General features: G+C 64.0%; 14 protein-coding genes. 6 read left to right on the forward strand and 8 right to left on the reverse strand.

Going from position 1 to position 21,932, the window contains the following annotated elements:
- Window positions 1-53: 53 nt before the first annotated feature.
- The 3 genes from F6X62_RS00765 to F6X62_RS00770 all read left to right on the forward strand — a co-directional run bounded on the left by F6X62_RS00765 (window position 54) and on the right by F6X62_RS00770 (window position 4,210).
- Window positions 54-1,166: a PepSY domain-containing protein gene (locus F6X62_RS00765; RefSeq protein WP_153772423.1), complete on the forward strand. Its 1,113-nt coding sequence runs from the start codon at window positions 54-56 to the stop codon at window positions 1,164-1,166.
- Complete coding sequence (locus tag F6X62_RS25150; RefSeq protein ID WP_177339330.1) at window positions 1,163-1,339, forward strand: hypothetical protein; 177 nt, start codon at window positions 1,163-1,165, stop codon at window positions 1,337-1,339. Before F6X62_RS00765 ends, F6X62_RS25150 begins: the two co-directional genes overlap by 4 nt.
- A 72-nt stretch (window positions 1,340-1,411) precedes the next feature.
- Window positions 1,412-4,210 (forward strand): dermonecrotic toxin domain-containing protein, encoded by a 2,799-nt coding sequence (locus F6X62_RS00770; RefSeq protein WP_153772424.1) that lies wholly within the window; start codon window positions 1,412-1,414, stop codon window positions 4,208-4,210.
- On the opposite strand, the gene F6X62_RS00775 is transcribed toward F6X62_RS00770, so the two are convergent.
- From F6X62_RS00775 to glnE, 8 genes are all read right to left on the reverse strand, one after another.
- Window positions 4,183-5,625, reverse strand: a complete 1,443-nt coding sequence (locus F6X62_RS00775; protein ID WP_153772425.1) for a lipopolysaccharide kinase InaA family protein — start codon at window positions 5,623-5,625, stop codon at window positions 4,183-4,185. The genes F6X62_RS00770 and F6X62_RS00775 overlap by 28 nt on opposite strands.
- Complete coding sequence (locus F6X62_RS00780; RefSeq protein WP_153772426.1) at window positions 5,625-6,377, reverse strand: lipopolysaccharide kinase InaA family protein; 753 nt, start codon at window positions 6,375-6,377, stop codon at window positions 5,625-5,627. The genes F6X62_RS00775 and F6X62_RS00780 overlap by 1 nt, the downstream gene beginning before the upstream one ends.
- Entirely contained in the window at window positions 6,374-7,108 is a 735-nt protein-coding gene (locus F6X62_RS00785) for a lipopolysaccharide kinase InaA family protein (protein ID WP_054892170.1), read from the reverse strand. Before F6X62_RS00785 ends, F6X62_RS00780 begins: the two co-directional genes overlap by 4 nt.
- Window positions 7,108-7,914: a lipopolysaccharide core heptose(I) kinase RfaP gene (rfaP, locus tag F6X62_RS00790; protein ID WP_054892169.1), complete on the reverse strand. Its 807-nt coding sequence runs from the start codon at window positions 7,912-7,914 to the stop codon at window positions 7,108-7,110. Before rfaP ends, F6X62_RS00785 begins: the two co-directional genes overlap by 1 nt.
- On the reverse strand, window positions 7,911-9,035 hold the full coding sequence (locus F6X62_RS00795; RefSeq protein ID WP_054892168.1) for a glycosyltransferase family 4 protein: 1,125 nt from the start codon (window positions 9,033-9,035) through the stop codon (window positions 7,911-7,913). The genes rfaP and F6X62_RS00795 overlap by 4 nt, the downstream gene beginning before the upstream one ends.
- The gene (gene waaC / locus F6X62_RS00800; RefSeq protein WP_153772427.1) at window positions 9,035-10,093 is read right to left on the reverse strand and encodes a lipopolysaccharide heptosyltransferase I; all 1,059 of its coding nucleotides are present in this window, start codon (window positions 10,091-10,093) and stop codon (window positions 9,035-9,037) included. Before waaC ends, F6X62_RS00795 begins: the two co-directional genes overlap by 1 nt.
- Window positions 10,094-11,143 (reverse strand): lipopolysaccharide heptosyltransferase II, encoded by a 1,050-nt coding sequence (waaF, locus tag F6X62_RS00805; RefSeq protein WP_153772428.1) that lies wholly within the window; start codon window positions 11,141-11,143, stop codon window positions 10,094-10,096.
- 185 nt (window positions 11,144-11,328) lie between these two features.
- Complete coding sequence (gene glnE / locus F6X62_RS00810; RefSeq protein ID WP_153772429.1) at window positions 11,329-14,262, reverse strand: bifunctional [glutamate--ammonia ligase]-adenylyl-L-tyrosine phosphorylase/[glutamate--ammonia-ligase] adenylyltransferase; 2,934 nt, start codon at window positions 14,260-14,262, stop codon at window positions 11,329-11,331.
- 384 nt (window positions 14,263-14,646) lie between these two features.
- Here glnE and aceE point away from each other — a divergent pair, with 384 nt between their 5' ends.
- The 3 genes from aceE (at window position 14,647) to F6X62_RS00825 (ending at window position 21,930) form a co-directional block, all read left to right on the forward strand.
- On the forward strand, window positions 14,647-17,292 hold the full coding sequence (gene aceE, locus F6X62_RS00815; RefSeq protein WP_054892164.1) for a pyruvate dehydrogenase (acetyl-transferring), homodimeric type: 2,646 nt from the start codon (window positions 14,647-14,649) through the stop codon (window positions 17,290-17,292).
- Window positions 17,293-17,304: 12 nt separating this feature from the next.
- Window positions 17,305-18,951, forward strand: a complete 1,647-nt coding sequence (gene aceF, locus F6X62_RS00820) for a dihydrolipoyllysine-residue acetyltransferase (protein WP_153772430.1) — start codon at window positions 17,305-17,307, stop codon at window positions 18,949-18,951.
- A gap of 285 nt (window positions 18,952-19,236) precedes the next feature.
- Entirely contained in the window at window positions 19,237-21,930 is a 2,694-nt protein-coding gene (locus F6X62_RS00825; RefSeq protein WP_153772431.1) for a bifunctional diguanylate cyclase/phosphodiesterase, read from the forward strand.
- Window positions 21,931-21,932 lie beyond the last annotated feature (2 nt).

The raw sequence follows: 21,932 nt of genomic DNA on the forward strand, positions 1-21,932 counted from the left end.
GCCCCGCGATTGCGTCCTGAAAAACAGCACAAGCTGCAAAGGCTGCAACCCTGATGAAAAGCCAAACCATCCGCCGCTGGTCGGCGATCCACACCTGGACCAGCCTGATCTGCACGCTGTTCCTGCTGCTGCTCGCCCTGACCGGCCTGCCGCTGATCTTCCACCACGAACTCGAACACCTGCTCGGTGACGCCCCGGAACTGCGCGAGATGCCTGCCGACACGCCGCATCTGGACCTGCAGCAACTGGTAATCAAGGCCGAGCAACACCGCCCCGGCGAGGTCATGCAGTATTTCGGTTTCGAGGATGACGAGCGCAACGGTGTGGTGGCGATCACCGCAGCCACCGCTGGCACCGAACCCAACGCCTCGCACACCTTCATGCTCGACGCCCGCACCGGCGAGGCGGTGGCCATGCCCGCCGCCAATGGCGGCTTGATGATGACCATCCTGCGCCTGCACGTGGACATGTTCGCCGGCCTTCCCGGCAAGCTCCTGCTGGCCGCCATGGGCGTGCTGTTCGTCGTCGCCATCGTCTCGGGCACGGTGCTCTACGCTCCGTTCATGCGCCGCCTGCAGTTCGCCACGGTCCGCACTGATAAATCGCGGCGCCTGCGCTGGCTCGACCTGCACAACCTGATCGGCGTTGTCACCCTGACCTGGGCGCTGGTGGTCGGTGTCACCGGGGTGATCAGCGCACTGTCCGACCTGGTCATCGCCGCCTGGCGCAATGACAGCCTGGCGGCGATGGTTGCGCCCTATCGCGATGCCCCGCCACTCACCGAACGCGCGCCTGCCAAGCAGTTGCTGCAGATCGCCGAACAGGCCGCACCCGGCATGCGTGCAGACTTCATCGCCTTTCCCGGCACACGCTTTTCCAGCGAACACCACTACGCGGTGTTCATGAAAGGCGCGACACACCTGACGTCCCACTTGCTGACGCCGGTACTGATCGATGCCCGTACCCTGCAAGTCACCGCCATTGGCGATCGCCCCTGGTACATGGACGCCATGGGCCTGTCGCAGCCGCTGCACTTCGGCGACTATGGCGGACGGCCAATGCAGATCCTCTGGGCGGTACTGGATGTGCTGACCATCGTCGTCCTGCTCAGTGGCCTGTACCTGTGGTGGGGCAAGCAGCGCAAGCCCCGCGAGGTGCGGACATGAGCCACCGCTCGCAAAGTACTCGCCGGATCTTCGCCTGGCCGACCGCCATCGCCCTCCTGAGCGCTGCAGGGCTGTTCGCGGCTCTGCTCGGTGATGGTGCCTGGGATGTGCTGTCCTGGGCGGGGCTGGGGATACCGGCGCTACTTGGAGTGCGCGGCCTGTCGAGACGATGAGGTAATCGGCTAACGCGCCCACTGAGGCCTGGCACGCCAAGCTGGCCGCTCCATCACTACGGAGCGCAGCTAATGAGCCTGCAACATTTCCAAGCCTTCGATCAACAGCTGAGCGACCTGCTTGCGTCGCCGCCCCGGCCTGAAACCTCGCAGCCCTGGCTCAAGGCACGCCAGCGGTATTTCGCAGACCTCGCCGAGTATTGGCTCGACACCGGCGTCACCGGCGAAAGTCGTAAAGCACGACTGGTCAGCTTGCTACGCGCGCAACTGCTCGCACAGATCACCCTGCGTGTCGATGACCACACCCTCGGTTCGAACCACGCCGAACTGCTCAAAACCAGCATAGAAATGCCGCTGCCCGGGCAACGCCAGCACCTGCCTCCTGCCGAGCGCCCACAAATCTACCGCCCACTGCTGGACATCGGCACCCCTCACTGGCGCGAGTACCTGCCCGGCGCCTTCGTCATTGTCGAAGGCGGCCCCGAGGGCAGCATGCCCGACCCCGCTGAGTCCAGCGACTACGCCTTGCTGTGCAGTCTTTCCCATGGCATCGAGCCGTTCGACGACCTGGCAGAGCTGCACACCGAACTGTGCGAGCGCCTGGACGACCTGCAGCAGAGCAGGCCGCTACTGCGGTTGATGGCCGGTGATGAACAGCGAGAGCGTGCGCGCAACGCCGAGCGCCTGCGCTACGAATGGTTCAACGATGATCCGTTGCAGCTGCAGGTACAGGCCCTGATAGATAGCCAACATGCAAGCCTGACGCAGGTCTGGGAAAACGCAGCCCAGACATCGCCAATCGATTGGCCTGCCCTGACCAGCCAACTGGACACAGCTGCCGACCTGCTGCCCCTGGCCGACAGCAGGGCGGCCCTGCAGACACGCTATGCCCTGCTGCTGGAGAGAAACAGCCCCGCCTGGCTCAAGAACGCGTCGGCACAAGGCCTGACCCATATCATGCAAACCATGCAGGAGCTGGTGATTGCCATCGACAAGGCTGCCGCGCCAGGCATTCTCAGTCACGATCAGTTCCTCGACCGTGAGGGTCTGCGCACCTGGACTTGCGAACAACTGCGTACAGCCATGCGCCAGCAGTATCAATTCGATGCCGACCCGCGTGAGATCCATGTCAGCGTGACAATGGCGCGCCAGAGAGGGCCTGTCCTCCATCCCGGACTCACTACCGGCTACATCCCCGCCGCCAGCCGCCCGCAGGTCGGCGACACCGTCGAGTTGGTATCGCAGAGCTATAGCCTCGATCAGTTGGCCATGCTCAACGTCGGCTGGCTTGACGTCGACTATTGGCTGACGGCACGAGTACACCGCGCGGACGACAGCCCTGTGACAGAGATCACCCCGGCGCAGATCAAGCAGATGGTTCGTGCCTTGGACGTTGGCGAAAGCTACAGCCGCTACCTGCGCACGCACCTGCTGGAGTCACCGACGGCCAAGTGGCGACGCGACAGTTACGCTGCAATCAGCAGAGCGCGCATGCGCGCCGAGGCGGCCAAGGCGCGATACGCCGGCCATTACCTGGAAGACCCCTTCGAACGCGGCTATCTGTGGACCAGCACCGTGCTCGACCATCCCGACAGCGAGCAGCGCAAGGCACTGAAGGTTACGCGCCTGAGCGTGCGACAACTGTTGATCGACGGCCACACCGTGCAAGGGGTCATACTCGTCACCCCGGAGAACGCCGGCATGCAGCGCTTTCTGGTCTATACACCGGATGCCCCGGATCGCCGCGCCTGGCGTGAGTATCGCAACGCTCGGCAAATGCTGCGCACGCTACGCGAAAAACCAGCTCTGCGTGACTATGTCAAAGACCGCATGCCGTTGGCCAACCCGGCCAATGTCGAACGCTGGCTGTCCAAGGGAGGATTGGGCTCACGGATAAGCCGTCCGGAAATCACCGGCGACTTTCAGCACGCACGCTATCGGGCCGAGGTCCACGCCGCACTCTCAGCGGTGGACGCGGCCACCAATACGAAACTGGAGCTGCTGGGCGATTTCAGCCTGCATGTGCTGTGGGTCATCCTCGACCTGCTCAGCTTGGTTCTGCCCCTTCGTGCCCTGGCAGTGCTGTCGTTCGCCCGTGCCGCGATCTCGATAATCGATACCCACAAGGCGTACGTCGAAGGTGACCGCATCGGCATGCTGCGCTCGCTGGTCGATGTCTTCAGCTATGCCAGCGACGGCATCAACAGCGTCTCCGGTTCAACGGTGCTTCGCCGGGCAATTCGAGCCATGCCACCGACGCCGCCACTGTCACTCCCCCCGGCCATGGTCAGCGCGGTCAATACCAGCAAGCTTCGCTACCGAGTCGACGGCATTCACAAGGAGGGCATCTATGAACAGCCCTCACCCTATCCAGGATTGACCTTCTACTTCATCAAGGACAACGCCGGCCAGAGTTACCAGGTCGCGTTCGACGGTTACCGCTGGCGAGTGGTCGATCCGCGCAAGCCGGACGCTTACACCAAGGTCCCGGTCAAGCGTCGCGAGGACGGCGAATGGGTCGTCGACTCCCCCGTGCTGTGGTACGACGGACTGCCAGACCTGAAGGCACTGTTCGACACCTGTCGGCTCGCCGAAGTGCCTGCGGGGGAAAAACACGAAGATGCCGACGGGTTGTACCAAAGCGACCAAGGGCTTTACCTGCTTGCCGGTGGCCATGCCCTGCCGCTGCGCGCGCATCTGCTCAAGAACCACTACCGGCTGCTGCTTGCCGGGCAAAACCGCGAAAGCCCCGCCTCGGCCATCTTGCGTTGGCAAGACAGACAATGGAGCCTTCGCGTGCGCCAGGCCGGTCGCAGCAGCGACTGGCTGACGCTGCCGCAGGCTTATTCGGTGAGCCGAGGCAGCAACTGATCGAGGCGCTGGTGCAAGGCACTGCTGCTTGGCCAGTTGCGCAGCAAGCGCGCACGGTCACGTGCGTAGGCAGGAGCGAAGCTGAGCTGAGTGGCGTGCTGGGTCATGGCGTCGAGGTCGATCAGCGACCACTGGCCGTTCTGCCAGAACAGGTTGTGGCCCTTGAAGTCACCATGGCTGATGCGTTCGGCAATCAGCCTCTGCATCAGTTTGACCAACGCCTGAACCTGTTCTTCAGGCACTTCGCCATTCTCGACGTAGGGCGAAAAACATGCCGTGAGATCAGGACCGTCGGCGTATTCGGTCACCAGGTAGGCGGTGCTGCGCAACCCCATCACCCGTTGCTCGAGCACCGCTAGCGGGCGCGGCGTGGCGATATCGAGAAACTCGAGGCGATGGCCTTCGATCCAGGAATGCCAGGCACGACTCGGGCGCCAGAAACGCTTGAACCAGTGGGCGGTGTTCTTGATGTTGTAGCGCTTGAGCACCAGCGTGCGGCCACCGGCCTCGATACGTGCCACGCTGGCGGCACCACCGGTCTTGTACAGGTGGCCCTGCTCGATCAGCGTATCGGCCTGCTCCAGTACCGGCACCAGGGCAGACACCTCCTCGCGCCGGATCGCACGCAGGCCCGAGAGGCTGCGCTCGACGCTGAACAGCGTGCAGTCGCGCCCGGCCTTGTCCAGGTAGTCTTTCAAGCGCCAACTGCGCACCTTGTCGACCTGCTTCTGCAGGGCTTCGAGCGGCAGCGCATGCTCGCCATTGGCCAGCAGGTAATGCACCAGCGCCTCTTCGATGAAGGGTTCCAGGCGCTTGGGCAACTGGGCGAACAATACCCCGAGGTTTTCCAGCACGCGCTGGCGCGACAGTTGCTGGCCCGGCGTTTCAGCCTTGATGCCGGCACCATCGATCAGGTAGAGGTGGCCCTCGTGGCGCAGCAGGTTGTCCAAGTGCAGGTCTTCCTGCCACAGCCCTTTGGCGTGCATCTGCGCCACTGCGGTCAGCGCCTCGCCGAGCACCCCATGCTGCTCGTCCGCCAGCATCGGCAGATGCTCGACCTTGGCCCAGGCGTCGCCCAGGTTTTCGGCGTTTTCAAGGAACTCGAACAGCAGCCAGCCACCCTCGCCATCCTTCAGGCCATCGGCCAGCAGTCGGGGCGTGGTCAACCCCTGCGCAGCCATCAAGCGCGCGCCCTCCAGCTCACGCTGGAAATGGCGGGCGGCGCTGCTGCCGACCAGCAATTTGGCCAGCACCGGGGTGCCGCGCCAGATACCGGCACCGACATAGCGCTGCCCTGGCAGTACGCGCAGCAGGCTGAGCAACTGCAGCTCGGCACTGCCGGCAGCATCTTCGAGCGTCACGCTCAAGGGCAGGCTCGGGCTGCGCCCGGCATCCTTCAGTTCAGACAAGCGCATCAGCGGGCCTCTTTTTCACGACGGCGTTGCGTCAGGCGTTGCAGCCAGGTGCCGACCAGCGCGCTGTCGGCCGGCTGCGCCAGGTAGGCGGCGAGCAGGCGGCGCACGTCCGCCTCGCTCCAGGCACGGGCACGACGCAGCAAGGGCTCGAGGTCCTTGAGGCGGTCACGCATACCGAACAGCAGTGGCCGGGTCTTTTCCAGGTCGATCAGCTGGGCCTGCCAGCCTTCGCGGCGTTCGCGCAGGAAAATATGCTTGGGATAGAAACAACCATGCACCTGGCCGGCGCCGTGCAGGGTACGCGCGAGCTCGCCACAGGCCGCGAGAATACCCTGGCGTCGAGGCTCGGGCAGTTGCGGCCATTGGCCGAGGAAACTCTCCAGGTCGTTCCACTCGTCGAGCGCGCGGGTCATCAGGATCGCCCGATGCTGGCCGCCCTGCTTGCGCTCGCCATAGAACACTGCCTGCAGTGCTGGGATGTTGAGCTTTTCGTAGCGGCTGATATTGCGGAATTCGCGGGCGAAGGTGGGCTCGCCGAACGGCCGGTGCAGGGTACGCGTGAGGTAGTCGCTCTGGCGCTTGAGGTAGTAGCCCTTGCCCTCGAGTTCCAGGCGGAACACGCTGCTCCAGCCGCCGCGCCCGGTGTTGGGTTCGTCGACGGCATCCAGTTGCAGCGCCCACAGCGCCTCGAAGTCGTTCAGGCCATGGCGTTGCAGCAGCGCATGGTCGGCGCTGGCCAGGTAATCGGTCATTCCCTTCCCTCGAAAAAGCTCACCACCTGGCGAATCCGTCGCTTGTCACGGGCATTGAGCCGCGCATGCCCGCGATATTGCAGGTAGAAGCGCAGGCGCTGGGTGGCCGAGAGGTGATATTTGGCGACCTTGTCCAGGCACGCCAGATCCTTGATAAGCCGGTGGCGGAGCATGAAGCCACGCCAGAAATCGCCCGTCGGGCAATCGATGAAGAACAGCGTCGCCTGATCATCCACCAGCAGGTTGCGCCACTTCAGGTCGTTGTGGGCGAAGTGATGATCGTGCATGACCCGGGTATGGCGAGCCAGTTGACGACTGACATGCTCGACCCATGTGCGATCAGCCAGGCGCGGATCGTTGCGCTCGGCCAGCGCCGAAAGGTCTTCGGTGCGCGGCAGCTCGCGGGTGATCATCGCCCCGCGGCCGAACGACAGCCCCTTGCGCTCCAGCCCCCAGGCCACCACTTCGGCGGTAGGAATGCCCCACTTGGCGAACTGCTTGAGGTTCTGCCATTCAGCCTTGATCCGTGGCCGTCCGAGGAAGCGACGCATGTGCTTGCCGGCACCGGTGTAGCGTTTGACGTAGTAGTTGACCCCGTCGCGCTCGATGCGGATGACCTCGCTGAGCGGGTCACGGGTCAGGCGCTCGCCGTCGAGGGCGAACACCGCGTCGATACTGCCGAAGTCCGCCGCCAGGTGTTCGTAGCCCGGCGCCAGTGTCCAACCCGCCATCAGAGCGCATCCCCATAGCGTTGCTTGCGATCGTAGAGTTTCTGCGCCTTGCGTTCGAGCCAGGCGAGCAGTGCGGCTTCCTCGGCGAGCACCTGGCGCAGCGGGCGCTGGAAATAGCCCTTGAGGAAGCGCAGCTTGTCGCGACGCGTCAGGCCGATGTCCAGGGCCGAGAAATACAAGGCGGCCAGGTCCTTGTCGCGCCAGCGACGGGTGATTTTCGTACGGGTCTGTGCGCGGTGCAGGTCGATCACCGACAGTTTGAAGTCTTCAGGCGTCACGGGCCGGTCGGTGTGCAGCAGGAAATGGCAGATGTAGCAATCACGGTGGTTGACGCCTGCACGGTGCATGCCGCCGACCATCTTCGCCACCTCATCGATCAGCGCACGCTTGAGACGCGGCTCGGGGGGCTGCCTGAGCCAGTCGATGCTGAAGTCTTCCAGGCTGACGGTGGGGGCCAGCTCCTCGGTGACGATGAACGAATGCTGGGTGGCCGGGTTGCTGCCACGTTCGCCATAGGCGACGGCGGTCATGGTCGGCACGCCGACCTCCTGCAGGCGCTGGATCGCCAGCCATTCCTGGCCGGCACCGAGTACCGGCAGCTTGGCGCTGAACAGGTTCTTGAAAATCTCGCCCCAGCCGATGCCGCGGTGGATCTTGACGAAATAGCCCTCGCCCTCGACCTCGGTGCGCAAGGTTCGGCGTCCTTCGAGCTCGCGGTATACCTCGCCCTGCAGGGCTTCGACGGCATCGAAGGGGTCGCGCCCAGCCCAGAGGCGCTTGAAGGGTTCGGCCAGCATCAGCTTCATGCGTGCTCCTGGCCGAGAATCACATCGGCGGCGTGCTGCGGCATGCTGTAGAGATCGGCGCTGTCGGCAAAGGCCAAGCCGTTGCGCGCCCAATCGGCGCGGGCCTGGGGGTCTTCGAGCATGCGCTGCAGGTAGGCGTTGAGCTGCTCTTGCTCGAACGGCTCGTCGAGCACCAGGCCGCTGTCGGCCTCGGCGATGTAATGGGCATAGCCACAGACCTTGGATACCAGCACCGGCAAACCGGCGACCAGCGCTTCGAGCAGCACGGTGCCGGTATTTTCGTTGTAGGCCGGGTGGATCAGCAGGTCGGCGCCGAGCAGGAAGCGAGGGATGTCGCTGCGCCCCTTGAGGAACTGCACCTGGTCACCCAGGCCGAGCGTGGCGCTCTGCAACTGGAACACCTTCGGGTCGTCCTGGCCGATGACCATCAGCCGGGTGCGCTTGCGCAGGCTCGAAGGCAATGCGGCCAGGGCCTTGAGGCTGCGATCGACGCCCTTGGTCTTGAACCCCGAGCCGATCTGCACCAGCAACAGGTCGTCATCGTCCAGCGCGAACTCCTGGCGAAACGCTGCGCGGATCTCGGCCGCATTGGCCGGCGCCCGGCGATCCTGGGAGATGCCCGGTGGCAACAGGTGGAAACGCTCCACAGGGGTGTCGTAGTGCTTGATGAACAGCGGCTGTTGCACTTCAGAGATCATCAGGATCTCGGTGGCTGCCTCCTTGGCGAACACGGCACGCTCGTATTCGGCAAAATGCCGGTAGCGGCCCCAGCGACGATACAGGCCGCCGCGCAGGGTCTGTGCCTTGTCCTCGAAGCAGCCGTCGGCAGCATAGTAGACGTCCAGCCCCGGCATCTTGTTGAAGCCAATCAGACGGTCGACCGGGCGCTTGGCCAGGTCGGCGGCCATCCAGGCGCTGAGTTTTTCGTTGCGGCGGTGGTTGAACAGGGCCTTGACCGGCGCCACCAGCACTTCGAAGCCCGGGGGGATGTCACCTTCCCAGATGAGTGTATAGACGCGGATCTGATGCCCACGCTTCTGGCACTCCAGGGCGATGCGCATGAAATCGCGCTGCAATCCGCCGAAGGGGAAATATTTGTAAAGCACGAAAGCCAGTTGCATCAACGAACATCCTCAGCCAGCAGCAGCGCGCTCAAGCGGCCCGCCACATGCTCGGGATTCAGGCGAGTGAAGCACAGCGGCCACTCGCGTTTGAGATCGAACCGGCGCAGGTCCTCGGCGCTCGGTTTGTAGGTGCACTTCTTCTGCAGGCAAGGCGCACAGGGGAAGTTGCTGGCCTGGTGGATCTGGGCGCGTCCGTAGGCACCGGTCAGACCAGGATTGGTGGGGCCGAACAGCGAGATGGTCGGCACGTCCAGCGCTGCGGCCAGGTGGCCGAGGCCGGTGTCCACCGCCACGCAGGCCTTGGCCGCCGCGAGTATGCGAGCGACTCCTGCGAGGTTCAATCTGGGGAGTACCTGGCAGTTTTCCAAGCCTTGGGCGATGCGATCGGCACGAGCCTTCTCCGCAGGATTGCCCCAGGGCAGCACGACTTTCATCTTGCGCCGCCCCATGCGCTCGGCCAGCTCACGCCAGTAGGCTTCCGGCCAGTGCTTGGTGGCCCAGGTGGTGCCATGCAGGAACACCACGTAGGGGGCCGTCGGGGGCAGTTGCAGGCGGTTCAGGTCCAGGCCGTACTGGCCGATGCCTTCAGGCAGGTCGTAGGCCAGGGACAAGGCGAACAGCTGGCGTACCCGTTCCACCGCATGCTGGCCGACCGCGACCGACAGGCGTCGGTCGTAGAAGCGGCTGGCCCAGCCTTCGCGCGCCGAATAGCGGTCGAGCCCGGCCACCGGCGCCTTGACGTAACGGGTCAGCCAAGCCGACTTGACCAGCCCTTGGGCATCGATCACCAGGTCGTACTTGCGCTCGCGCAGGCGTTGCTTGAACGCCTTCCACTCGCCGCTCTTGAGCGTTTGCCAGAGATTCTTGCGCCAGCGCCGGATAGCCACCGGGATCACCTGGTCGACTGCCGGGTGCCAGCTCGGGATCTCGGCAAAGCCCTCCTCCACCACCCAGTCGAAACGAATGCCGGGGATGGCGTGGGCGGCATCGGTCAGCGCCGGCAGGGTGTGGATCACATCGCCCAGCGACGAGGTCTTGATGATCAGTACCCGCACTTAGTCGACCTCGGCCACGGTATCGATCAGGTTCGGACCACCCAGGCTGTGCAGGGCGGCAATGACTTTTTCGGGCTCGAGCAGGCGCAGGCAATTGTAGTGACCGAAACGGCAGGTACGTTCGAAGCACGGGCTGCACTCGATACCGGTGCGCACCACCTCGACCTGGTCGGCCAGTGGCGGGGTGAAGCCCGGCGAGGTCGAACCATAGATCGCCACCAGCGGACGGTTCAGCGCCGCCGCCACATGCATCAGGCCGGAGTCGTTGGACACCACCGCATCGGCGCAGGACATCAGGTCGATGGCTTCGGCAAGCGAGGTCTCGCCGGCCAGGTTGACGGACTCTTCACGCAAGCCCGGAATCAGGCGGTCGCGGATCTGCTCGCCGACCGGATGATCGTTCTTCGAGCCGAACAGCCACACCTGCCAACCCTGGCGAATCATCGCGTCGGCAACGGCGGCATAATGCTCCGCCGGCCAGCGCTTGGCCTCGCCGAACTCGGCACCTGGGCACAACGCAAGCACCGGGCGATCCAGCTCCAGGCCGAACTTGGCCAGGGCGGCCTCGCGGCTCTGGTCTTCGATGCGCAGGCTCGGGCGGGGATAGGGTTGTGGCAGCGGCGCGCCCGGCTCATAGGCCAGGGCCATGAAACGTTCGATCATCAACGGGTAGCGCGCCTTGTCGAGCTTGCGCACATCGTTGAGCAACAGGTAGCGCATCTCGCCACGCCAGCCGGTGCGCTGGGGGATGCCGGCGAAATAAGGCACGAGTGCCGACTTGAGCGAGTTGGGTAACAGGATCGCCTGGTCGTACTGGCCGGCCAGTGACTTGCCGATGCGCCGGCGCGTGGCCAGCTCCAGGGCACCGTGGCCGAGCGGGAAGCTCAAGGCCTGGCGCACCTCGGGCATGCGCTCGAGGATCGGCCGGCTCCACTCGGGGGCCAGCACGTCGATCACGCAGTCGGGGTGACGCTGTTTCAGGCACTGGAACAGGGTCTGCGCCATCACCATGTCGCCGACCCAGCTGGGTCCAATGATCAGTATTCTCATGCTTTATCCAGAAACATTCGGGGAGGCTGCAGGCTGCTCTACAACCTGGCCTCCCCTCTTTATATTCAGGCTATGTGGCGGACAGTGTACCACTGACATGCCTCATTCGCGGGCAAGCCCGCTCCTACAGTGCTGTGGAGTACCTGTAGGAGCGGGCTTGCCCGCGAATGAAGCCAGCACGATAGTCAGCTCAGACCCAGCCCACCCCAGATCCGCCGCACCTCGCGGCGCTCATCGACAAGCTGCCCGGCATCGATCACCCCGGCCTGTTTCTGCAGTGCCTGGCGGTGGGAGGCGGAGCGGAAGGTCTTGTACACCTCGCGCAACAAAATCGCGTCTTCGGCGGGCATCAACCCGGCCTGCTCCAACTCTTCGAGGATGCGAATGTTATCGGTCCAGCGCAGCAGATCCGGATGGTCGTGAGACCAGGCCAAAGCGGCGTATTGCACCATAAATTCGATATCCACGATACCACCGGCATCCTGCTTGATATCGAACGGCTGGCCGGGCTCGAAGGCGTTGTCGGCGGTACCGGCAACGGTGCTCTTGCTGCCCAGGCTGGCGCGCATCTTGGCGCGCATCTCGCTGACCTCCTGACGCAGCGCGTCGAGATCGCGTGCCTTGCCCAGCACGCCGGCACGTACCGCTTCGAAAGCACTGCCTACCTGCTTGCAGCCCACCAGCACACGCGCCCGCACCAGGGCCTGGTGTTCCCAGGTCCAGGCCTCGTTCTGCTGGTAGCGCTCGAAGGCCCCGAGCGAACTGACCAATAGCCCCGACGCACCGGAGGGGCGCAGGCGCATGTCCACATCATAAAGCTGGCCGGAGTTGGTCTGGGTAGTCAGCAGGTGAATGATGCGCTGGCCCAGGCGGGTGTAGAACTGCGCGCCGTCGATGGGCTTGGCGCCATCGGTCTCGGCGTTCGGGTCGCCGTCGTGGATGAATACGAGGTCCAGGTCCGAGCCATGCCCCAGTTCGATGCCGCCGACCTTGCCGTAGCCGACGATGATGAAACTTGGGTCGCACAGGGTGCCATCACTGCGCTTGGGCTGGCCATGACGGGCCACCGTCTGACGCCAGGCCAAGGCCAGCACCTGGTCGAGGATGGCCTCGGCCAGCCAGGTCAGGTAGTCGCTGACCTTCATCAAGGGCAGGTTGCCACTGATTTCAGATGCCGCCACCCGCAAGCTGTGGGCCAGCTTGAAGTGACGCAGGGCCTCCATCTGCTGCTCCAGGTCGTCCTCGGGAATGCGCGTCAATCTCTCGCGCAACTCCGACGCCAGCTCAGGCGCCAGCGGCGGGCTGAACAGGCGGCCTTCGTTGAGCAGTTCGTCGAGCAGCAGCGGGAAGCGCGTGATCTGCTCGGCGATCCAGGGGCTGGCGGCGCACAGGGTCAACAGACGGCGCAAGGCGCCTGGGTTTTCGGTCAGCAGCACCAGGTAAGCCGAACGCCGAGCCACCGCTTCCACCAAGGGGAGCACTCGCTCCAGCACCAGGTCAGGGTTCTGGTGCTCCACAGTCTGCGCCAGCAGGCGTGGAATGAAGGCGTCCAGACGCTCGCGGCCAATGCGCTGCATCGAACGCAGCGACGGGCTGGCACGCAAGGAGGCCAAACGACGCAGAGCCTCGCCCGACTGCTTGAACCCGGCCTCTTCCAGTTGGCGACCGGCGGCCTCCTCGTCCTGCGCCTGCTCCCACAGCGGCGACCACTCGCCGCCCACTACCAGCTCGCCCTCGGTTTCCTCTTCATCAGGATCGGCGATGACCTGGCGGAAGTGCCAGTCGACCCGGCCGCGCCACTGCATCAGTTGGTCGTGGAACGCCTGCCAGTCGGCAAAGCCAAGGATGTAGGCGACCCGTTCGCGGTCGAGCTCCGAGTCCGGCAGCATCTGGGTCTGGCGGTCGGCGATGGCTTGGATCGCGTGCTCGGTGTAACGCAGGAACTGGTACCCATCACGCAGTTCGCTTACCACTGCCGGTGGCAGGTAACCCTGCCCCTCGAGCGTTGCCAGGACCTTGAGCAGCGGCCGCTGCTGCAGGCTCAGATCGCGCCCGCCGTGGATCAGCTGGAAGGCCTGGGCGATGAACTCGACCTCACGGATGCCACCAGCACCGAGCTTGATGTTCTCTGCCATGCCCTTGCGCCGCACTTCCTGCTGGATCAGCTGCTTCATGGTGCGCAGCGCCTCGATGGCAGAAAAATCCAGGTAGCGCCGATAGACGAACGGTCGCAACATCTCCTGCAACTGCGCCCCGGCCACCTGGTCGCCCGCCACCACGCGGGCCTTGATCATGGCGTAGCGTTCCCAATCGCGCCCCTGATCCTGGTAGTACTGCTCCAGGGCATTGAACGAGAGCACCAACGCGCCGGCTGAGCCATAGGGGCGCAGGCGCATGTCGACGCGGAACACGAAACCGTCGACAGTGACCGGGTCAAGCGCCTTGATCAGGCGTTGCCCGAGGCGGGTGAAAAACTCCTGGTTATCCAGCGAGCGCTTGACCCCTTCGGTCTCGCCGCCTTCAGGGAAGGCGAAGATCAGGTCGATGTCCGACGACAGATTGAGCTCCACCGCGCCCAGCTTGCCCATGCCCAGCACCACCATGTGCTGCGGCTGGCCAGTGCGGTTGCCGATCGGCGTGCCGAACTGCTGGCAATGACGCGGATACAGCCATTGATAGGCTTCGTCGATCGAAGCGTCGGCAAGCTCGGACAGGTCGCGGCAGGTCTCGCCCAGTTCGGCCTGGCGGGTGATGTCGCGCCAGATGATCCGCACCTGCTGGCGATTGCGCGCACGGCGCAAGTTGCGCGCCAGCTCGTCTTCGCTCTGGGCCGCGTCTGCGGCAGCTTTTATATGGGCACGCAACTGGCCGGGGCCATAGGGGCGATCCATTTCGCCGCTGGCGAGCAGCTCGAACAGCGTTGCCGGTTCGCGCTGCGCCTGCTCGAGGACGAAATCACTGGCTGCAGCCACCTGATCGAACTGCAGGCGATGCGCCGCGCTCCAACTGTCTGGATCAAGATCCGGATGCGCCGCCAGCGCCTCCTGCAGGAATTGTCGGTTACGGGCGACCAGCGGTTGCAGGGCGCCAGGCAGATCGAGCGGCAAAGGCAGGCGCATGGTCTATCCTTGATCGGCGTGAATGAGAGGGGTGAGTGCAGGCGAAAGAGGGACGGACCGCGGTTGGACTGTCATACAAAAGTTGTAAATAGCTGAAAAACCCAAATCATTGGTACGAAACATCAAGAAACCTCTTGTGCCAGTGCGATACCAACCAACAGGAACGTTTTTCTCCACAACCCGAAAGGCGGCCACAAGCCGTTTTTCTGTAGTATTACTACTCCCCCGACTGCTCAAAAGCATGAAATGCCGAAGCATTTGTAGTAAAACTACACGGCGCCGGATGACTGTCCGGCAAATCCAAGAATTCACGACGTCTGCCCAAAAGGCCAGTCGCAAACTCAGGCTTCCGATTCTGGTTGCCTTTCCGCCCTGGAGCAAGCCATGCAAGACCTCGATCCTATCGAAACCCAGGAATGGCTGGATGCCCTGGAGTCGGTCCTCGACAAAGAAGGCGAAGACCGCGCTCATTACCTGATGACCCGCATGGGCGAGCTGGCCACCCGCAGTGGTTCCCAGCTGCCTTACGCGATCACCACGCCATACCGCAACACCATCCCTGTCACCCACGAAGCACGCATGCCTGGCGACCTGTTCATGGAACGCCGCATTCGCTCGATGGTGCGTTGGAACGCCTTGGCCATGGTCATGCGCACCAACCTGAAGGACTCGGACCTGGGCGGACACATCTCGAGCTTCGCCTCCAGCGCCACCCTCTACGACATCGGCTTCAACTACTTCTTCCAGGCCCCGACCGAAGAACACGGCGGCGACCTGATCTTCTTCCAGGGCCACGCTTCGCCAGGCGTCTACGCCCGCGCCTTCATGGAAGGCCGCATCAGCGAAGAGCAGATGAACAACTTCCGCCAGGAAGTGGACGGCAACGGCCTGTCTTCGTACCCGCACCCATGGCTGATGCCTGACTTCTGGCAGTTCCCGACCGTTTCGATGGGTCTGGGTCCGATCCAGGCGATCTACCAGGCACGCTTCATGAAGTACCTGGAAGCCCGCGGCTTCATCCCGGCCGGCAAGCAGAAGGTCTGGTGCTTCATGGGCGACGGCGAGTGCGACGAGCCGGAATCCCTGGGCGCGATCGCCCTGGCCGGCCGCGAGAAGCTGGACAACCTGATCTTCGTCATCAACTGCAACCTGCAGCGCCTCGACGGCCCGGTTCGCGGCAACGGCAAGATCATCCAGGAACTCGAAGGCGTCTTCCGTGGCGGTGGCTGGAACGTCAACAAGGTCGTCTGGGGCCGCTTCTGGGACCCACTGCTGGCCAAGGACACCAACGGTGCCCTGCAGCGCCGCATGGACGAAGTCATCGACGGCGAGTACCAGAACTACAAGGCCAAGGACGGCGCGTACGTCCGTGAGAACTTCTTCAACACCCCAGAGCTCAAGGCCATGGTCGAAGACCTGTCCGACGACGAGATCTGGAAGCTCAACCGTGGCGGCCACGACCCGTACAAGGTCTACGCGGCGTACCACCAGGCTGTGAACCACAAAGAGCAGCCGACCGTCATCCTGGCCAAGACCATCAAGGGTTACGGTACCGGTGCTGGCGAAGCCAAGAACACCGCGCACAACACCAAGAAAGTCGACGTCGACAGCCTGCGTCACTTCCGCGACCGCTTCGACATTCCGGTCAAGGACGCCGACCTCGAGAACCTGCCGTTCTTCAAGCCTGAAGAAGGTTCTGCCGAAGCCAAGTACCTGGCCGAGCGTCGCGCCGCACTGGGTGGCTTCGTGCCACAACGCCGCGCCAAGAGCTTCAGCGTTCCGACCCCGCCACTGGAGACGCTCAAAGCGATCCTCGACGGCTCGGGTGACCGCGAAATCTCCACCACCATGGCCTTCGTGCGCATCCTGGCGCAACTGGTCAAGGACAAGGAAATCGGCCAGCGCATCGTCCCGATCATCCCGGACGAAGCCCGTACCTTCGGTATGGAAGGCATGTTCCGCCAGCTGGGCATCTACTCGTCGGTCGGCCAGCTCTACGAGCCAGTCGATAAAGACCAGGTGATGTTCTACCGCGAGGACAAGAAGGGCCAGATCCTCGAAGAAGGCATCAACGAAGCCGGCGCCATGTCGTCCTTCATCGCTGCCGGTACTTCGTACAGCTGCCACAACCAGCCGATGCTGCCGTTCTACATCTTCTATTCGATGTTCGGCTTCCAGCGTATCGGCGACCTCGCCTGGGCCGCTGGCGACAGCCGCACCCGTGGCTTCCTGATCGGCGGTACCGCCGGCCGTACCACGCTGAACGGCGAAGGCCTGCAGCACGAAGACGGTCACAGCCACATGATGGCGGGCACCATCCCGAACTGCCGCACCTACGATCCGACCTACGGCTACGAGCTGGCGGTGATCATCCAGGACGGCATGAAGAAGATGACCGAAGAGCAACAGGACATCTTCTACTACATCACCGTGATGAACGAATCCTACCAGCAGCCTGCCATCCCGGCCGGTGCCGAGGAAGGCATCATCAAGGGCATGTACCTGCTGGAAGAAGACACCCGCGAAGCGGCGCACCACGTTCAGCTGATGGGCTCCGGCACCATCCTGCGTGAAGTCCGCGAAGCGGCGAAGATCCTGCGTGAAGAGTTCAACATCGGTGCCGATGTGTGGAGCGTCACCAGCTTCAACGAACTGCGTCGCGACGGCCTGGCCGTGGAACGCGCCAACCGCCTCAAGCCTGGCCAGAAGCCACAGCAGACCTACGTCGAGCAGTGCCTGAGCGGTCGCAAGGGTCCGGTCATCGCCTCCACCGACTACATGAAGCTGTTCGCCGAGCAGATTCGCCAGTGGGTACCAAGCAAAGAGTTCAAGGTCCTGGGTACCGATGGCTACGGTCGCAGCGACAGCCGCAAGAAGCTGCGTCACTTCTTCGAAGTCGACCGTCACTTCGTGGTGCTGGCTGCCCTGGAAGCCCTGGCTGACCGTGGCGAGATCGAACCGAAGGTTGTCGCTGACGCCATCGTCAAGTTCGGCATCGACCCGGACAAGCGCAACCCACTGGACTGCTGAGGAGTAACTTAAGTGAGCGAACTCATTCGCGTACCTGACATCGGCAGCGGTGAAGGTGAAATCATCGAGCTGTTCGTCAAGGTCGGCGACCGCATCGAAGCGGACCAGAGCCTGCTGACCCTGGAGTCGGACAAGGCCTCCATGGAGATCCCGGCCCCCAAGGCCGGCGTCATCAAGGAGCTGAAGGTCAAGCTGGGCGATCGCCTGAAAGAAGGCGACGAACTGCTGGTCCTGGAAGCCGAGGGCGCCGCTGCGGCGCCTGAGGCTCCGGCCGCCGCCCCGGCTGCTGCTGCCCCTGCGGCCGCAGCACCCGCCGCTGAAGCCGCCCCTGCTCCTGCGCCTGCCGCAGCACCGGCTGCCGCCAGCGTGCAGGATATCCACGTGCCGGATATCGGTTCGTCGGGCAAGGCCAAGATCATCGAAGTGCTGGTCAAGGTCGGCGACACCGTCGAAGCCGACCAGTCGCTGATCACCCTGGAATCCGACAAGGCTTCCATGGAAATCCCATCGCCTGCCGCTGGCGTGGTCGAGGAAGTCCTGTGCAAACTGGAAGATGAAGTCGGCACTGGCGACCTGATCTTCAAGCTGAAAGTCGCGGGCGCAGCTCCGGCTGCCGCGCCGGCACCTGCTGCTGCCCCCGAAGCCGCCAAGGCCGAAGCTGCTCCGGCCGCCGCACCCGCTGCTGCCGCCCCAGCTGCTGCCCCTGCACCGGTTGCCACCGCACCGGCTGCTGGCAGCAACGCCAAGGTTCACGCAGGCCCTGCCGTTCGTCAGCTGGCGCGTGAATTCGGTGTCGACCTGGGCGCTGTGGCCGCCACTGGCCCGCACGGCCGCATCCTGAAAGAAGACGTGCAGGTCTACGTCAAGGCCATGATGCAGAAGGCCAAGGAAGCACCGGCAGCCGCTGGTGCGACCGGCGGTGCCGGCATCCCGCCGATCCCGGCCGTGGACTTCAGCAAGTTCGGTGAAGTCGAGGAAGTCGCCCTGACCCGCCTGATGCAGGTCGGTGCTGCCAACCTGCACCGCAGCTGGCTGAACGTGCCGCACGTGACCCAGTTCGATTCCGCCGACATCACCGAGCTGGAAGCCTTCCGCGTTGCGCAGAAGGCCGTGGCGGAGAAGGCCGGCGTCAAGCTGACCGTCCTGCCGCTGCTGCTCAAGGCCTGTGCCCACCTGCTCAAGGAGCTGCCGGACTTCAACAGTTCGCTGGCGCCGAGCGGCAAGGCCATCATCCGCAAGAAGTACGTCAACGTCGGCTTCGCCGTGGACACCCCGGATGGCCTGTTGGTCCCTGTGATCAAGAACGTCGACCAGAAGAGCCTGCTGCAACTGGCTGGCGAAGCAGCTGCGCTGGCTGAAAAAGCCCGTACCAAGAAGCTGTCGGCCGACGACATGCAGGGTGCCTGCTTCACCATCTCCAGCCTCGGTCACATTGGCGGCACCGGCTTCACGCCGATCGTCAACGCGCCGGAAGTCGCAATCCTCGGTGTTTCCAAGGCGACCATCCAGCCAGTCTGGGACGGCAAGGCCTTCCAGCCGAAGCTGATGCTGCCGCTGTCGCTGTCCTACGATCACCGTGTGATCAACGGCGCTGCCGCTGCGCGCTTCACCAAGCGCCTGGGCGACCTGCTGACGGACATCCGCACGCTGCTGCTGTAATGCTGCACCCCGCCTCCCCCAACCGGGGAGGCGGTACCGATTTCGAGCTGCCACGCTCGTACCTCAACCCCGCCCCTGGCGGGGCTTTTTTTGCCTGGAAACACCCTCCCCATGAAGGGGCCGCGAGGCGCACAAGCTTCAGATTTCCCACGCCCAGCCGACAACCTGTATACGCTGCCCCATATGGCCGCTTGCCAGCCCACGGGACATGATGCACCCTTGCTCAACGCGCCGCCGCTTACCTGCGGCATACCGCGCCAAACGCCTTGTTCAAGCGAGTCTTCGATGAAAAGCCAACCCGATGCCGCCAGCCGTGTGGCGGCCGAGGTCGTGACGCAGTTACCCGTGCCCTCGCGGCTCGGGATGCTGCGTTTCGAGCGGCTGAACGAAGCCAGTTGGGCGATGCTCTACCTCGACCCTGGCTGCGATCGCCAGTTCGGCCTGCCCGCGGCCGAGCTCTGCGCCCTGATCGGCTCGCCCTATGCCAGCCTCATGGAGCCTGAAGCGCGCTACAAGCTGCATGACGAGATCCAACTGCAACTGTCGCGGCGCAACCACTACCGCGTGCGCTATACCCTGCACGCGGGTTCCGGGCCACTGCGCTTGCTGGAAGTCGGCGAGGCCTACAAGCAGCACAATCGCCAGCTGCTGCGCGGCTACCTCACGGTGCTGGACGACCAGGCCGAAGAGACCCCGGGCCAGGACGCAAACGATCTTGAGTCACGCAACAGCCGCCTGCAGCTGGCCCTGCAACTCAACCAGCGCGCCCAGCAAGAGCAACTCGAACACCTGGAGCGGGTGCGTGCCCAGCAGGACCTGATCCTGCGCCTGGCACGCCAGCGCTACAGCGCCAGCAACTCCTTGCTCGAAGCGGCTGAACTGATCACCCGTAGCGCCTGCGAAATCTACAAGCTCGACTGCGCCAGCATCTGGTACCTCAACGAGCAACGCCTGGAGCCGATCACCGCCTGGTTCCAGCATGAGCAGGCCCACCGCCTGCCGCAGCCGATCGACGCCAGCCACTACCCGGATTACCTCGACGCCCTGCACGCCAGCCGCGCCATCGACGCCCATAACGCCAGCCATGACCCACGCACCCGGGACATGGTCCAGGGCCTGCTAAATACCGCCGACAATGCCATGCTCGATGCCAGTATCCGCGTCGACGGCCAGGTAGTCGGCGTGCTCTGTCTGGAGCAGACCGGCCAGCCGCGGGCCTGGCAATCCGACGAAATCGCCTTTGCCGGTGAGCTGGCCGACCAGTTCGCCCAGGTCATCACCAATCACAACCGCCGCACCGCCACCAGCGCCCTGCACCTGTTCCAACGTGCGGTAGAGCAGAGCGCCAGCGCCTTCCTGCTGGTCAACCGCGACGGGGTGGTGGAGTACGTCAACCCAAGCTTCACCGCCATTACCCAGTACAGCACCGAAGAAGTTCAGGGCCACCACCTGGCCGAGCTGCCGGCACTGGAAAACCTCAGCCAGATCCTGTTCGACTCACCGTCGAGCCTGGCCATGGGCAACAGCTGGCAAGGTGAATTCAAGAGCCGGCGCAAGAGCCTGGAGCCCTACTGGGGCCAGTTGTCGATTTCCAAGGTGTATGGCGACAACCGCGAGCTGACCCATTACATCGGCATCTACGAAGACGTCACCCAGAGCAAGCTTGCCCAGCAACGCATCGAGCGCCTGGCCTACACCGACAACCTCACCAGCCTGGGCAACCGCCCGGCGTTCATCCGCAGTCTCGACGAACGCTTCGCTCGCGACGGCGACAGCCCGATCTGCCTGCTGCTGGTCGACATCGATAACTTCAAGCGGATCAACGACAGCCTCGGCCACCAGACCGGCGACAAGCTGCTGATCAGCCTGGCCCGCCGTCTGCGCAACAGCCTGAGCAGCGGTGGCAGCCTGGCGCGCTTTGCCAGCAACGAGTTCGCCGTGCTGCTGGACGACACCAGCCTCGAAGACGGCCAGAACATCGCCCAGCAGTTGCTGCGCACCCTCGACAAACCCATGTTCGTCGACAACCAGTTGATCAACGTCACCGCCTCCGTGGGCCTGGCCTGCGCGCCCCTGCACGGCGCCGACCCGCAGACCCTGATGAAGAACGCGGGCCTGGCCCTGCACAAGGCCAAGGCCAACGGCAAGCATCAGGTCCAGGTGTTCACCGAAGTGCTCAACGCCGAGGCCAGCTACAAGCTGTTCGTCGAGAACAACCTGCGCCGGGCCCTGACCCAGAACGAGCTGGAGGTCTTCTACCAGCCCAAGCTGTGCCTGCGCAGTGGTCGCCTGCTGGGCCTGGAGGCGCTGCTGCGCTGGAACCACCCCGAGCGCGGCATGATCCGCCCCGACCAGTTCATCAGCGTGGCCGAGGAGACCGGCCTGATCATCCCCATCGGCAAATGGGTGGTGCGCCAGTCGTGCCGCATGAGCCAGGAATTGCGCGAGGCCGGCATGGGCAACCTGCACGTGGCGATCAACCTGTCGCCCAAGCAGTTTTCCGACCCAGAGCTGGTCAGCTCGATTGGCGCCATTCTCAAGGAAGAAGCGCTACCCCCGCACCTGCTGGAGCTGGAGCTGACCGAGGGTCTGCTGCTTGAAGCCACCGAAGACACGCGGCGCCAGCTCGACGAGCTCAAGCAGCTGGGTCTGACCCTGGCCATGGATGACTTCGGTACCGGCTATTCATCGCTGAGCTACCTGAAGAAGTTTCCCATCGACATCATCAAGATCGATCGCAGCTTCATCAGCGAGATTCCCGCCAACCAGGACGACATGGAGATCACCTCGGCGGTGGTGGCCATGGCCCACAACCTCAAGCTCAAGGTGGTCGCCGAAGGCATCGAGACCTCCGAACAGCTGGCATTCCTGCGTCGCCACCGCTGCGACGTCGGCCAGGGCTACCTGTTCGACCGGCCAATCCCGGGGCGCGAGCTGGTCGACAAGCTCAGGCGCTACCCGCGCGGGCCGGTGGCCTGACA

It is taken from the genome of Pseudomonas sp. MNR3A (assembly GCF_009650575.1).
In the GTDB taxonomy this organism is placed as follows: Bacteria; Pseudomonadota; Gammaproteobacteria; order Pseudomonadales; family Pseudomonadaceae; genus Aquipseudomonas; species Aquipseudomonas machongensis.